Source organism: Bradyrhizobium sp. Mp19, assembly GCF_029952935.1.
Taxonomy (GTDB): Bacteria; Pseudomonadota; Alphaproteobacteria; order Rhizobiales; family Xanthobacteraceae; genus Bradyrhizobium; species Bradyrhizobium elkanii.
The window spans coordinates 76,729-90,080 of the sequence record NZ_JASAUT010000006.1 but is presented as its reverse complement, the minus strand read 5'-3'; the positions used below and the strand labels follow the sequence as shown (position 1 = coordinate 90,080).

Annotated in this window: 17 protein-coding genes and 1 tRNA gene; 6 read left to right on the top strand and 12 right to left on the bottom strand. The window is 62.9% G+C overall.

Annotation, left to right across the window (positions count from 1 at the left end):
* The first annotated feature begins 125 nt into the window (after window positions 1–125).
* The gene (locus QJT82_RS10005; protein ID WP_028339248.1) at window positions 126–896 is read left to right on the top strand and encodes a hypothetical protein; all 771 of its coding nucleotides are present in this window, start codon (window positions 126–128) and stop codon (window positions 894–896) included.
* 88 nt (window positions 897–984) lie between these two features.
* Here the strand turns inward: QJT82_RS10005 and QJT82_RS10000 are convergent, their stop codons facing one another.
* The 5 genes from QJT82_RS10000 to QJT82_RS09980 form a co-directional block, all read right to left on the bottom strand.
* A complete protein-coding gene (locus QJT82_RS10000; RefSeq protein ID WP_028339247.1) occupies window positions 985–2,181 on the bottom strand; it encodes an arabinose transporter in 1,197 nt (398 codons plus the stop codon).
* Between the two features lie 48 nt (window positions 2,182–2,229).
* Window positions 2,230–2,970, bottom strand: a complete 741-nt coding sequence (locus QJT82_RS09995; protein WP_245288662.1) for a carboxymuconolactone decarboxylase family protein — start codon at window positions 2,968–2,970, stop codon at window positions 2,230–2,232.
* Window positions 2,971–3,034: 64 nt separating this feature from the next.
* Window positions 3,035–3,493: a cupin domain-containing protein gene (locus QJT82_RS09990; RefSeq protein ID WP_028339245.1), complete on the bottom strand. Its 459-nt coding sequence runs from the start codon at window positions 3,491–3,493 to the stop codon at window positions 3,035–3,037.
* A gap of 33 nt (window positions 3,494–3,526) precedes the next feature.
* A complete protein-coding gene (locus QJT82_RS09985; protein WP_063607055.1) occupies window positions 3,527–3,997 on the bottom strand; it encodes a cyclophilin-like fold protein in 471 nt (156 codons plus the stop codon).
* Window positions 3,994–5,184, bottom strand: a complete 1,191-nt coding sequence (locus tag QJT82_RS09980; RefSeq protein ID WP_028339243.1) for an MFS transporter — start codon at window positions 5,182–5,184, stop codon at window positions 3,994–3,996. The genes QJT82_RS09985 and QJT82_RS09980 overlap by 4 nt, the downstream gene beginning before the upstream one ends.
* A 162-nt stretch (window positions 5,185–5,346) precedes the next feature.
* Here QJT82_RS09980 and QJT82_RS09975 point away from each other — a divergent pair, with 162 nt between their 5' ends.
* A complete protein-coding gene (locus QJT82_RS09975) occupies window positions 5,347–6,243 on the top strand; it encodes a LysR family transcriptional regulator (protein WP_028339242.1) in 897 nt (298 codons plus the stop codon).
* A 43-nt stretch (window positions 6,244–6,286) separates the two neighbouring features.
* Here QJT82_RS09975 and QJT82_RS09970 read toward each other — a convergent pair whose 3' ends face one another.
* On the bottom strand, window positions 6,287–7,432 hold the full coding sequence (locus QJT82_RS09970; RefSeq protein ID WP_028339241.1) for an alkane 1-monooxygenase: 1,146 nt from the start codon (window positions 7,430–7,432) through the stop codon (window positions 6,287–6,289).
* Window positions 7,433–7,593: 161 nt separating this feature from the next.
* Here QJT82_RS09970 and QJT82_RS09965 point away from each other — a divergent pair, with 161 nt between their 5' ends.
* Window positions 7,594–8,607 carry an AraC family transcriptional regulator gene (locus QJT82_RS09965; RefSeq protein ID WP_155258365.1) on the top strand — a complete coding sequence of 338 codons (1,014 nt, stop codon included), beginning with the start codon at window positions 7,594–7,596 and terminating at the stop codon, window positions 8,605–8,607.
* Between the two features lie 72 nt (window positions 8,608–8,679).
* Here QJT82_RS09965 and QJT82_RS09960 read toward each other — a convergent pair whose 3' ends face one another.
* The 3 genes from QJT82_RS09960 to QJT82_RS09950 all read right to left on the bottom strand — a co-directional run bounded on the left by QJT82_RS09960 (window position 8,680) and on the right by QJT82_RS09950 (window position 10,044).
* Entirely contained in the window at window positions 8,680–8,808 is a 129-nt protein-coding gene (locus QJT82_RS09960) for a hypothetical protein (RefSeq protein ID WP_259242698.1), read from the bottom strand.
* 465 nt (window positions 8,809–9,273) lie between these two features.
* A complete protein-coding gene (locus tag QJT82_RS09955; RefSeq protein ID WP_155258364.1) occupies window positions 9,274–9,432 on the bottom strand; it encodes a hypothetical protein in 159 nt (52 codons plus the stop codon).
* Window positions 9,433–9,522: 90 nt separating this feature from the next.
* Complete coding sequence (locus tag QJT82_RS09950) at window positions 9,523–10,044, bottom strand: hypothetical protein (protein WP_028339238.1); 522 nt, start codon at window positions 10,042–10,044, stop codon at window positions 9,523–9,525.
* Between the two features lie 288 nt (window positions 10,045–10,332).
* Here QJT82_RS09950 and QJT82_RS09945 point away from each other — a divergent pair, with 288 nt between their 5' ends.
* Together QJT82_RS09945 and QJT82_RS09940 are read left to right on the top strand one after the other, a co-directional pair.
* Window positions 10,333–10,533: a hypothetical protein gene (locus QJT82_RS09945; protein ID WP_028339237.1), complete on the top strand. Its 201-nt coding sequence runs from the start codon at window positions 10,333–10,335 to the stop codon at window positions 10,531–10,533.
* A 3-nt stretch (window positions 10,534–10,536) separates the two neighbouring features.
* Window positions 10,537–10,917 (top strand): hypothetical protein, encoded by a 381-nt coding sequence (locus QJT82_RS09940; RefSeq protein ID WP_155258363.1) that lies wholly within the window; start codon window positions 10,537–10,539, stop codon window positions 10,915–10,917.
* A 19-nt stretch (window positions 10,918–10,936) separates the two neighbouring features.
* Here QJT82_RS09940 and QJT82_RS09935 read toward each other — a convergent pair whose 3' ends face one another.
* From QJT82_RS09935 to QJT82_RS09925, 3 genes are all read right to left on the bottom strand, one after another.
* Entirely contained in the window at window positions 10,937–11,119 is a 183-nt protein-coding gene (locus QJT82_RS09935) for a hypothetical protein (RefSeq protein ID WP_155258362.1), read from the bottom strand.
* 1,108 nt (window positions 11,120–12,227) lie between these two features.
* Window positions 12,228–12,304: transfer RNA gene (locus QJT82_RS09930), tRNA-Arg, on the bottom strand.
* Window positions 12,305–12,405: 101 nt separating this feature from the next.
* Window positions 12,406–12,678 (bottom strand): hypothetical protein, encoded by a 273-nt coding sequence (locus QJT82_RS09925; RefSeq protein ID WP_028339234.1) that lies wholly within the window; start codon window positions 12,676–12,678, stop codon window positions 12,406–12,408.
* A 212-nt stretch (window positions 12,679–12,890) separates the two neighbouring features.
* Between QJT82_RS09925 and QJT82_RS09920 the strand changes: the two genes are divergently transcribed.
* Window positions 12,891–13,337 (top strand): hypothetical protein, encoded by a 447-nt coding sequence (locus QJT82_RS09920; RefSeq protein ID WP_028339233.1) that lies wholly within the window; start codon window positions 12,891–12,893, stop codon window positions 13,335–13,337.
* The last annotated feature ends 15 nt before the right edge of the window (window positions 13,338–13,352 follow it).

Below are 13,352 nucleotides of genomic sequence, written 5' to 3'. Positions count from 1 at the left end.
GCGAACGGGCGGCTATTCGACACCGAACGCAAGATTTTGCGCCCGAGACGGCTGCCTGGTCCGTTCAATGATTGGAGGCGCGACGACCAGCGGTCTCCCGTCCGCCCTCCGATCTGATTGCCCCGATGCTCAACGCCCAGCACGCCCAAGCCGACCGATACCAGCGTTTCGCCGATCTTGCGCCTTTCGTCCGCGAGGCGATCGATACCATCGGGGCATTGACCTCGGCCCAGCGTACCGACGTGGATTTCCTCGAACGCGAATTTATCCCGGCGCTGGGGCTCAATGACGAACTGCTTCACGAGCAGCCGCCGGAGCTGGCGCCGAACTTCGGCAAGGGCCTCCACCTCTGGCAATATCCGAACCAGCTTGCGCCGTACCTCGCCTGGCTCGCGCGCAATGCGTCCGGCGTCTCCTCGTACATGGAAATCGGCTGCCGCTGGGGCGGCATGTTCATCCTGGTGACGGAGTGGTTGAGGAACAGCGGCGCCGACCTCAAGACCGTGATTGCACTCGATCCGATCGCGCCGACGCCGTTTATCTCGGCCTATTTCGATCTGCTGCAGCAGCAGGCCGCTATCGAGCCGATCTACATGCAGGATTTTTCAACCTCGCCGCTGGTCGGTGCGCACGTCGACCGGCTGAAGCCGGACTTCGTCTTTATCGACGGCGATCACAGCCTGCGCGGTGCGCTACAGGATCATCTGCTGGTGCGTTCGCACGCCCGCATTATCGTGCATCATGACATCCATTCCCAGGCCTGTCCCGATACCACGCTGCTCTGGAAGGCGCTGAAGCAGTTCGAGGCGCCGAGCTTCGATACGTTCGAATTCACCAGCCAGTATCCGTCGGTCAATGGCTCATTCCTCGGCATCGGCGCCATGAAACGGCGCTGACGCGGACAAGGCGGCATGACACTTTGCAAGCGCATGTTCAAGCAACGAGCCGGGGCGCGAAGACGATCCAGGCCAATCTCATCACGTTCTAGCGCGTCGCGCGCTCGCTGCCGACGAGGCGCGCGGCAATAGCCGCCGTGCAAAGCGTGACGCCGCCGCTGACGATGAATACCGCGCTCAAGCCGTCCCGATCGGCGATCCAGCCCAGCAGCGGACTTCCGATCGCCATGGCGACATCGAGAAACGCCGTGTAGAGGCCCATTGCCAGCCCCCGATGTTCGGGTGAGGTGCCCCGAACGGCCTCGACGCCCAGCCCCGGAAAGACGAGAGAATAGCCCAGCCCGGCAAGCGCGGCGCCGACGGATGCGGTCGCGCCATCTCGCGCGAGCCCCATGACGATCAGCCCGGCTGATTGCACCAGCACGAACCAGAAGGCGATCCTGGCACCGCCGAATTTGTCCGGCAGATGACCGCACACGACGCGCACGCCGATCAGCGCGATGCCGAAGGCCGTAAAGCCCAGCCAGATCGGTTCCCAGTGCCTGACCGCGTAGAGGAGGGAACTGAAAGCGAGGATCGCTCCATAGCCGATGCTGCTGAGCGCCGCGGCGACGCCCGGCAGCCACACCGCGCCGATGACGTATCCGAAGTCGGATTTCGCCGGCCGCGGCTGCGGCAGGGGCCCGTTCGCCCGCACCAGCAGCACGAGGACGAACAGCGGCAGCACGGTGCTGAAAGCGCCGATCGTCACAAAGCCATGCGACGCGAACAGCAGCGCACCGAGCGGTCCGCCACAGGCCAGCGCCGCGAACATCGCCGTCCCGACCCAGGCGATGACCTTGCCGGCGTGCGCGGAATCGACGAGGGCAAAGCCCCAGCTCACGCCACCGGTGACGATGAAGCTCTCGGCGCCGCCGAGCGCCGCGCGTCCGACGAGAAGGACCGTTATCGAAAGCGTCGGCGTACCCTCGAAGACCGACGACAGAAGATACAGCAGGCCGGCAACCGCCGCGGTGACGAGACCTGTCACGACGGCGCGTTTTCCTCCCTTCGTATCGGAATAGGAGCCGGACCACACCCGGGAGAGCAAAGACGCCGCGAATTGCGTGCCGGCCACCATCCCAACAACGACGCTTCCGAAGCCGAGATCCCGGCTCACATGCAGGGGAAGCACCGGCAATGCGGCGCCGACGACGAGAAAGCCTGCCAGTACGGCCGCCATGACCGGCAGCAAGGTGATGGCGGCGGAGCGTGCCGCACTGGATGGCGAGGCCGAACGCGACATGTTGTGACCGGCCGCCTTCACAGATGCACGCGGCGCATTTGGACGTGATCAGTTGGCAGAGCGCTTCTCGAACACGGTGCGGGCGACGGGAGCGGCCGAAAATGCGTTCGGCCATCCGGCATAGTAGGCGAGATGGCTGATCACTTCCGACGCTTCCGCGCGTGTCAGCCCGTTATCCATCGCCCTGTTGAGATGATAGGGAATTTGCTCCACCTTGCCGGCGGCGATCAATGCACTGACCGTCACCAGACTGCGGTCGCGCGGCGCAAGGTCGGGCCGAAGCCAGAGGTCGCGGAACAAGACCTCCGCGGTATCGCGCACCAGGCCCGGCGAAGCTGGTCCTGTGCCTTGAGCCACCCGGGCCGCCCGATCGGCTTCGGACGCCTCGTCGAGCGGCAGCAAAGCGACCGAAGCGTCGGGAAGCTGCTCCGGGCCAATTCCGCGCGCGCGAAACACTTCCTTGGTGATCGCGGTCGCTGCCATCGCATTGCCCCAGCCGGCATAGAAGGCCAGATGTGTGATGATCTCGGAAATCTCGCCGGGCCTCACGCCGTTGTCGAGCGCGAGGTTCAACTGCTCGGACAGAAGGATACCCTGGTTGCGGGAGATGACCGCGGCGACAGTGACAATGCTGCGATCGCGCGGCGTCAGATCGGGCCGCTTCCAGAGATCGTTGGCGAGCTTGTCCGTGGCGTAGCGTTCGAGCGCCGCCGACACCGCTCGCAAGTCGTCGCGAGACAGGCTTCCGGTCTGCGAGCCTGCTTTCGTCTCTGCATCGGCGGCGCCCATGGATAGTGCGAGTGCCAAAATGGTCGAAGTCTTCATGGCGAACCCTTTCAAGGCTTGCTCCCGCTTACCGGTACTGCTCGTCGGAAACCGGCTCGAGCCAGTCCACATTCTTTCCGTCCTGGATGTAGCTGACGGCGATATGCGCCATCGGACTGGTGGCGGTCGCGCCGTGCCAATGCTTGATGCCGGCAGGAATCCAGACGACATCGCCCGGATTGATCGTGCGCTTGTCTTTGCCGTCTTCCTGCACCCAGCCTTGGCCGGTGGTGACGATGAGCAACTGGCCGGCCGGATGCGTATGCCAGACGGTGCGCGCTCCGGGCGCGAAGTTGACGAGGCCGGTGCTCGCGCGCGTGAATTCCGTCGCCGGATAAAGCGGGCTGATGACTGCCCGCCCGCTGAAATTGTCCGCGGCGCCGAACATCGCGGGGGCGCTGCCGTTGACACGGATTTCGATGCCGTCCGCTTGCGCGGGCAGGATGCCGGTCGCGCCGATGGCCGCCGCGGTGAGAACTTTCTTCATCTGCGCTTTCCTCCGGTTCTTTCGTGAGGGGGATCAGGACAGGGATTCGATGCGGAGAGGAAGCTTGCCGCGCATCAGCAGCGCATCGAAGTTGCCGTCGATGCGGCCGAGCCGGATCAACCCCGGCGACCAGCGGTAGCCCGCGTAGAAGAATGCGAGGTTGCCCCAGGGCGCGTAGTAGCAGACGTCGCCGGGCCGTTCGTTGCCGAAGGGGCCGCTGCCGTCCTCGGTAAGCTTGCGCGGCAGATAGCTGATCTTCTCGTTGTTCGCGTAATTGTCGATCGTGAGGCCACCGAGCGGGAGCATCGAGGCGAGATCGCGTGTGGACGGATTGTCCTCCAGCGTCGCCGTCATGTTCCGTTCGCTGAATGAGATTTGAATCTTCATCGACGGGAATCCCTGTGCGCATCCTTGCGTCGGACCGATGAGGCCGCCGAGCGGTGCAGCCGATGCCGTGACGAGGATACCCCGGAGCACGACACGGCGAGCGATGACCCGCTTCATTGCGCGGCCCTTCCGTGCTCGATGGCGGCGGCGGTTGCGGCGAGCGCCGAACCGAGCAGCAGAGCCGCGCCGAGCGCGAACGGGCTCCACCATCCGAGCGCGTCGAACAGAACGCCGCCGGTTGCCGCGCCGAGCGTGATGGCGAACTGGATGACGGCGACCTGCAAACCACCGCCGGCTTCGGCGTCATCAGGCAGTGTGCGGCTCAGCCATGTGCCCCAGCCGACCGGGGCAGCCGTGCCGAAGAAGCCCCAGCCGACCAGCAGGGTTGTCACCGCTGCCGGCACCGAGCCCAGCGCGATCAGCGCCGAGGCGAGCAACGCCATGACAAGCGGAATGCCAATGAGGATGCTGTAGAGCCTTTCTTGCAGCAACTGACCGATCGTCCAGGTGCCGGCGACGCCGGCGAGCCCCATCAGCAGCAGGATCGCCGAGAGAGTGGAGACGCCGACACCGGTGACGGTTTCGAGGAACGGGCGCAGATAGGTGAACAGCGCGAACTGGCCCATGAAGAGCAGGAAGATCGCGGCCATGCCGAGCGCCACCTGACGGCGCAGGAGCAGCTTGAACACGTTGCCCGACCCCTCGCGCCGTCGCGGCGGCAGCGCGGGCAGACCAATCCACTGCCAGATGAGCGCAAGCAGTGCCAAGGGTACCACGAGGAAGAACGCACCGCGCCAGCCGACGTGATCGCCGAGCAGGCTTCCGAGCGGTGCGGAAACGGTCGCCGCGATGGCGTTGCCGGCGTTGATCATCGCGAGACCCTTCGGTACGGCGTTTTGCGGTACCAGGCGCATGACGATGGCGGTGGACATCGACCAGAAGCCGCCGATGGCGACCCCGAGCAGTGCGCGGCCGATCATCAGCACCGCGTAATCGGGAGCGAAGGTGACGACGAGGCCGGAGACGACAAGCAGCAGTGAGAACGAGGTCAGCACCAGCTTGCGGTCGATACGCTTGGCGAGATCGGCGATGAACAGGCTGGTGACGACTGCGAAGATTCCGGAGACCGAGATCGCCTGACCGGCCCGGCCTTCGCTGATGCCAAGACCGTCGGCGATCGGCGTCAGCAGGCTGACCGGCATGAATTCGGAGGCGATCAGGACGGCGACGCACAGCGCCATCGAAAATACCGCGCCCCAGGCCGCCTGTGGCCTCACCAATTTGTCGTTGTAGGTCGCATCCATTCGCAGTCACCGCGCAGGAAAAGGCGCCGTCCGGCCGTGTGCTGGCGGCTCGTCTGCGCGTGAGATAGCACCCGGCGATTGTCCTGATTAGACGTGGAAATGTGTTTGAACTTATCGACTGGGGCCATAAATAGTCCGATAGCGGCGCTGCTACGGAGACCGATCATGCGCGAAAACTTCAACGATCTGTTGTGGTTCCTGGTCGTATCCGAGGAGCGCAGCTTCACGAGGGCGGCCGCGAAGATCGGCGTCACGCAGTCGACGCTCAGCCACACCATCAAGCGGCTCGAGGCGCGGCTCGGGATCCGGCTTCTTGCCCGGACGACACGGAGCGTCTCGACCACGGAGGCCGGCGAGCGGCTGCGGCAATCGCTCGCACCACGTATCGCCGAGATCGAAACCGATATTGCAGCGCTGACCGCATACCGCGACAAGCCGTCCGGCACCGTACGCATCACCGTATCGGATCACGCGCTCGACAACCTGATCTGGCCGAAGCTCGAACCGGTGCTGGCCGATTATCCCGACATCAACCTCGAGCTCAGTCGCGACAACGGCCTGCGCAACATCGTCGAGGATGGTTTCGACGCCGGCGTCAGGCTCGGGGAAAGCGTCGAAAAGGACATGATCGCGGTGCGGATCGGACCCGACTGGCGCCTGGTCGCCGCCGGCTCGCCCGATTACTTCGCCAGGCATGGCGTGCCGAAGACGCCTCAGGATCTCGTCGGCCACATCTGCATCAATCTGCGCTTGACAACGCGCGGCGGTTTCTACGCCTGGGAATTCGGGAAGGCCGGTCGGAATATGCGGGTTCGCGTTGACGGTCAGCTTGCTTTCAACTCGACCCAGCCGATGGTCAAGGCTGCGATAGCGGGCTACGGCATCGCCTACGTGCCGGAGGAGACAGTGACTGACGCCGTTGCATCGGGCCTTCTTCAACTGGTGCTCGACGATTGGTCGCCGAAGTTCTCCGGGTACTACCTCTACTACCCGAGTGGTCGTCAGAACTCACCGGCGTTCAAGGTCATCGTCGACGCGCTGCGGCATCACGGCAAGTGACGACGACCAACGATCGCATGGCGACGGCGGGTGATCGCTGCGATCACGAGCTCGCGGGTCGATCTCCCAGATTCAGCTTGCTCCTGTCGCCGCCGGCCCAGGCCAGGGTCTTCGGATCCATCACGCGGAACCAGAGCGGCGGGATCGCCGCCAGCCCGAACATGCCGGTGTAACCGTTCGGCAAGCGCGGGATGTCGTCGAAATCGCGCAATGACTGATAGGGGCGCATCGGGTTGGCGTGGTGGTCGGAGTGACGTTGCAGGTGGAACGTCATCAGGTTCGAGACGATGTGGTTGGTATTCCATGAGTGGCGCGGCTCGACGGCCTGGTAGCGGCCGTTCGGCAGCTTCTCGCGCAGCAGCCCGTAATGCTCGACATAATTGGCCTGGGTCAGCGCGTACCAGCCGAGGAAATGGTGCGCGACGATGAACGGCGCGACCTTCCAGCCGAACAGCGCGACCAGGACGGCCGCGACGACGAGCGTCAGCGCAAAGCCCTGCAGGATCTCGTTGTTGACCGACCAGACCGGCTCGCCGCGGCGGGTCAGCCGTTCGGCCTCGTTGCGCCAGCCGCGCTTGAACGCACCCGGCAGTTCGCGCGTTGCGAACGCATAGATCGATTCACCGAAGCGCGCGCTGGCGGGGTCCTCGGGGGTTGCGACCCAGGTGTGATGGCCGCGATTGTGCTCGACGCGGAAATGCGCGTAGCCGACCGCGCAGTTGGCGAGCATGCCGAACAGGATGTTGAGCCTGTCAGCCTTGTGGCCGAGCTCGTGCCCGATCAACAGCGCGCCGCCATTGATGGTGCCGACGCCGAGCAGCAAGGCGACATAGGACCACCACGGCAGATCCTGGGTGCCGAAGAAGGCGATCAGCGCGACGTAGTTGATCCAGGGAAACACCACGGTGATGCGCGCGAGCCGCAGGTAATAGGGATCGGCCTCCATCGCGGCGACCACTTCCGCCGGCGGATTGTGGGTGTCTTCGCCGATCACGGCATCGAGCAGCGGGATCAGGATGAAGATGAAGATGAAGGGGATCAGCGTCACCAGCGGATTGTGCGTCTGCAGGAACAGCCAGTAGGACAACAGCGGGATCAGCGGCGGAATGAACGAGAGCATCCAGAGATAGCGCTTGCCGTCCTGGTAGGTGATGGTTTCGCCAGCAGCATTGGTGCCCGTGAAGATCATCGCATTCCCTCCAGCGTCTCTTGCGAGGCGGCGTTCGCCGTTGTTGGGCTGAGCATGCCGCGAGGCGGGCCTGCGCCGCCAGTTCACAACAGGCCAATTTTGTGGCATTTTGCGCCAAGCCTGTTCGGCCGGACGTTCGCGAAGGGGAGGTCGCCGACGCCATGCACGGATCGGAATCCGATACCCTTCGCATGCCGGTGTCCGCGGCCTATGCGCGGGCGCTGGTGCGGGCATTTGGCCAGACGCGAAGCGAGCGTGACGAGCTGCTGAAGGGCACCGGAATTCGGCTCGAGGCGCTCGACCAGCCCGGCGCTCACATGCCGGTATCCTCGCTGGTGGTGCTGGCGGCCAACATCACCCGCCGGCATGGCGAGCTGTGGCCATTGTCGGCCGCGGCGGTGTGGTCGACATCGCTGCAAGGCGCGCTCGACGTCGCGACCAGGACGGCGCCGACCATCGCGGATGCGTTGGCGACCGGCGCGCGCTTCGGGTCGACCCGCGCGCCCTTCGTCCGCAACCGGCTGCGCAAGACCGCGCGCGCGATCCAGATTGAAATCTCGCCCGCCGTCGCGATGGACGTCGCGCTGTGGCACGCCGTGGCGCTGGCGGTCAGCCTCAACGTGCATGCGGTGTACGTCCAGCTGCTCGAGGATGCGATCGGTGAGGCGACGCTGCAATTTCCCTGGCCGCCGCCTGAGGGCGCGGAGCGGCTGCTCGAGCATTATTCCTGCGCGGTGAAATTCAATGCCGCCGCGTTCGTCTTCGAGGTGCCGAAAGCGCTTGGCGCGCGGCCGTCGCCGTTTGCCGATCCGCAATTGCACGCCAAGGCGATCGAAGCGCTCGAGGCGATCGAAAATCCGCAGCCCGACACCGTGGCGCTGGCGGGGATCGTCGAGCGCCTGATCGCGGCGCGCCTGCCGCAGCGTCTGGCTGAGGAGGAGGCCGCGCGCCTCGTCGGCACCTCGCGGCGAACCCTGGTGCGGCGGCTCGCCGAGACCGGCAGCGCCTTCCGCCCGCTGCTCGACGGCGTGCTGCGCGAGCGGGCGAGGATCATGCTCGCGGCAGGCACCCAATCGCGCGACGAAATGGCGGCCGCGCTCGGCTATACCGATGCGACGAGCTTCAGCCGGGCGTGCCGGCGGTGGTTCGGAGAGAAGGCGGGCGGGCGAGATTAGGGCGCGGTTGATGGCTCCCGCGAGCCCACAGATCCTGGTGGACGGTACGCAGACTGAACGATGCCGATCCCGTCAATGCGTATGCAGGGCGTCGTAGGCGTGGGCAAAAAACACAGCGGCGCTGAGGAGCAGCAGCGCGACAATGGTCGCTTCCATCATGACACTTCCCCATTGTTGTTTGCGAGAAGTGGTAGCGGTCAATTGTTTCCGCCCGGTTTCGTCCGCTGATGAAAATGGTTTCGTGGCTGCCGTCGCACGCTGGCGCGGGGGCGTCCAAATGATGGCGCGCTCGGAGAGATTCGAACTCCCGACCCTCGGAATCGAAATCCGATTTACTATCAGTTAGGTCAATGGCTTAGCTGCACCGTGTTGCGCTGGCGTTGCAGGTAGCTATGGGATTGTGATCCAGAACCTTCTGCTATCACCGCGCCCGGGAGGATCGCGGTGTGCGGTGCCACCGACTCGCCTGGCCAGATCTTCCGTGTTGGTCTTGTAACTCCAAGCGTCTTGCTCAGTTGCGCGATTTAACTCGGCCCGCGTGGCGCCGCCCGGACGAATGGTTAGGTCGTATACTGTGCGAAGCTTCGTACCAAGCGGTGGCAGCTGTTTGGTTCTCACAAGCCTATCCTCCAGCAACCGTACCTCGACGACCTGCAGGTCCCCCATTTAGGAGCCCAACAGCCTTGCCTGAATGTCCTCGGCGGCCCGCTGATCGGCATCAGTGTCCTTGAACAGGTGCCCGTAGGTGTCGAACGTCATCTGGATGGTGGCGTGCCCATGAGCGCCTGGATCCGCTTCGGATTGCGGCAAGCGCGGCTCGAACATTCGATCGGTTGACGAGCCGCCAAGGATGGGAACAAGGCGCTAGTTTTCCATCGAACGCATGGCGTTATCGTCCTCTCCTGGTGGTCAGCGCTAATTAAATTTTGGCGTTTCGGAGCTACGCTTAAGGTGAATGGCTGGTTCGTCAGAGGCGCCGGCGGGGAATGTGATCCTCACTTGTTCACCTGTTGACATCAGACCATCGCAGGTTCGCAGTGGCTCGCCGGCTAAGTTCTTTTCCATTGCGCAGCTCAATTTCGGTAGCTTGTAATTGTTGACTAGAGCCTCAGCAAATTGCTGCGGAGGCAGCGAATCTGCATCGAAGAAGCATCGATAGAAGTCTGCGCTCTTGGCAGTGTTGGTTTGATCGAACTTCACGTTTCCGCAATGCTTGCCTGCCTTCGAATAGATCGCCAGCACTGGGATCGTCTCTTCTTCTTTGGTGATAGCGAATAGGTTCTTTTCCCACTTCAGATCGAAGTTATCGGATAGGCGGCTCGCCTCTGCCTTCGGCATGTTTATATAAACGCCGCGAAACTTGGTGCCCGCATTCTGAGCAAGTGCGGACGCCGAAGCGAGCGCCGTAGCAAGGACAACGAATGGAAAAGCCTTCATGATTCCTCTTATTTATTCTTAGCCTTCAACCCGATCTCGACCAACCGGCGGATGGCCTCGGGGCGGCCGGGAAGGTCGGATTGGCCACGGCGCCAATTATCGAGATTCTGCAGCGCATCATGGGTCATGCGCACGGTAACAGCCTCACTCTCGACGGGTGGGCGTCCACGCTTCGATTTTTTAATGTCATTTATTTTTGACGGCATGAATTTATAATGTCATAAAAAGACAAGCCGAGCAAGTGCTGGAACACCCGCTCGGCTCTAACCCAAGCCAAGGAGTGACCCCATGGCCCGAGCTATCAAACCGTCTACCACAAAGCCGCTTTCTTCGCTCTTCCGCGACCCCGTCCTGCGCGCCGCCTTCCGCCGCGCCGAGGACGATGGTCTGACCGGTGAGCTGGTCGAGATCGACCGGCCGCGTCGCCTGGAGGGTGGCGCCTCAGAAACGATCCCGGCGACGGGCCGGCGCGTGCTGGTGGAGGCGTGAGCCATGAAACACGTTCCACCATCACATCTGCGGATTGTTTCTTCCAACCCTTCTGCCACCCAGGAGCAGCGGGACGCCATGACGTTCGATCCAATCGACGTCAAGTTCAACTGGAGCAACGACAAGTGGGCGCTAGCCCATCTGCCGCATGTACGCCTTGCTACCATTCTGCTGAGCCAAGATCACATCGATCTTCAAGAGAGATTCGGGGCGATGGCGGCCGAGGGCTACGGACCTGAGATGTTGGAAGGTCTGACCACTACGAGGGATCATCTTCTCGCGCTGGCCGAAATCTGCGACGTGGCCCTAACCCGGTGCTTCCTTGTGGTCGAGCGCATGGGCTACAGCCCGGACAACCCGCCGCCGGACCACACGCAACACTGATCGCTCGGAGCCCGCCGGTTTAGACCGGCGGGTTTTCCCTTGGCGCAATTTCCCTTTTTTCGGGTGGTCGGCCGCGGCGCGCGCTATGTTCGGCCATGGCTTTCACCGCCTCATCTTCGTCGGCGCAAAAAGCGATGCTTCGCCGATCGGCAAACACGAGCCACTGGCGAAGGCCAACTTCCCTGATGACGTACTCGGTCATTTTCGAGCGTCCTACAGCGAGTAGACTGCATCTTAGGCAAGCGACCTTGCTGTTCCATTAATCAGAATCCGCCGCACTCACAAATACACGCTCGGCGGCGTTTTCTTCCTGAACTGGGACGCTGAAATCCCCAGTGTCACTTAGACCGCATGGGTCATGCCGGTTGGCGTCGACGTCACTCTCTGATTCTCAGAATTCCGCTGCTGGCGGGCAAGCCTACGATCGTGGATATACTGTCGTATCCAGTGGGCCAGATCGGCGGATCGGCGCAGATGGGCATGCCGCAAAACCTGGTCGATGTCCTGGAATTGAATGCCTGTCTCTTCCTGCATTGCTTTACCCCGGAAACTTTCACGCACGGGATGGTGGGCGCGCTTTGTTTCACGCTCGCTTCTAGGTGTCGCGAATGATGTTTCGTTCACGCCGAGGTGTTGAGGCAGTTACGACCTTGCCATCCGGCGTGGTTCTGAGCCTGTGCCCATTAGGGCAGGTTAGATCGGATATCGCACGAGACGCGAAGGGAGCCGTCGCTGCAGAAAGGATCCGCGAGACTCACCGCAAATCGGGCACAGATACTTTTTGTCTGTAGGCGGTGTTGGCGACGCCATTAGGCAAACCCCCGAAAATGCGCCCGCCGGGTCCGTGATGGTTTGTCCCGGCGGCCACGATCTCGGGAATAAGGGAGAGAGGGCTGCGGGCAGGGCCGCATTGGCGAGCCGTCCGGGTTTAGCTAAATGCGATGACGAGCAGGCCCGAGCACAGCAGCACAAGGCAGGTTGCGATTAGCGCGAGGAGCCCGCCGGACACGAAGTCATGATTACGCATGATACACCTCCCTGTCGCGGAGGGAGGCTGGTCCGAATTTATTAAAGATTTCGGAATCGTTTTTTGCGTTTCGGTCCTAACCAGAACGAGGTCGGTTCAGTTGCGCCCGGCGCCTAGGCAAAACGCGAACGGAGGATGAACCGCCGTGTTGCGCGGAATGATTTGCAGTGGTTGGTAACGCGTTGATTTTGTTCAGAGCTAGTTGAGCTGGCTCGCAACACGAAAACGATCATTCAGAACGAAATGAGCGCGGCTTAAATTATTGATCTATCGGTAAAATCGTTGGCGCGCTCGGAGAGATTCGAACTCCCGACCCTCGGAATCGAAATCCGATGCTCTATCCAGCTGAGCTACGAGCGCGTTGCGGGTCGATTATCAGACTTGGGCGGGGAGGGCCAGCAGCTACGGAGCACGGCAGCCGGCGGTGTTCGCGCGTCCCGCCGGCCCTCTCCTTGAAGCTGTCAGAAGCAGGGATGCCGGCGGTGGTCCTGGCCGATATAGGCGGCCGCGCTCTGATAGCACTTGTTGTGCGCGGGGCCGTCGTAATAGGCGAAGCTGCCGGCAGTCGGGCCGGGTCCGTAATTGTGCAGATAGCTGATGTGGTAGGGCAGGCCCCAATGCGCGTGGTGGTGATGCCGGTGGTGGCGCGGATGGGCCGTGAGGTCGGCCGCGGCTGCCGGGGTCAGGGCCATCACGGCCAGAGCGAGGGCGGCGAAAAGCTTGGTTATGGTCATGGACGGCCTCCGGGCATTTACGGGAATCGGCATTCTGAGCCGCCCCAAGGCCCATTTAACCCGGAATCGGGGCCAAAAGCTGCGGGAAATCAGCCACAGCGCGCCAAATTTTGCCTTTTTGCGGATGCTTAACGGATTGCCAACACAGTCCGGCCAGAGTCTTGCGGTCAGGTCCGCCCGGGCCCGGCCTTTCCCGCGGTTTCGAACGATCCATGCGCATCACGCCCCTTGTCGCCTTGCTGCTCTCGGTTCTGGCCGCGACACCCGCGCGGGCGGTGCTGCACATCACGCGCGACCATGGCGGCTATGTCGAGGAGTACAAGGCCAAGTACAAGCAGATCCGTGAGCGCCGCGAGCGCGTCGTGATCGACGGCATCTGCAACTCGGCCTGCACGCTGGTGTTCGGCATCGTGCCGCTGAACAAGATCTGCGTCACACCGCGGGCCAGCATCGGCTTCCACCAGGCCTATTACGACAAGGCCTTCACCTTCGGCATCAAGGTCACCAGCCTCGAGGGTACCTCCGACCTGATGTCCTACTACCCCGATACGGTGAAGGACTGGATCCGCCGCAATGGCGGGCTCACCACCGAGATGAAGAAGATCAAGAACGGGATCGATCTCTGGAAGATCGTCGATCCCTGTCCGGAAGAGTGGTAGGCGCGGACGCTCTCG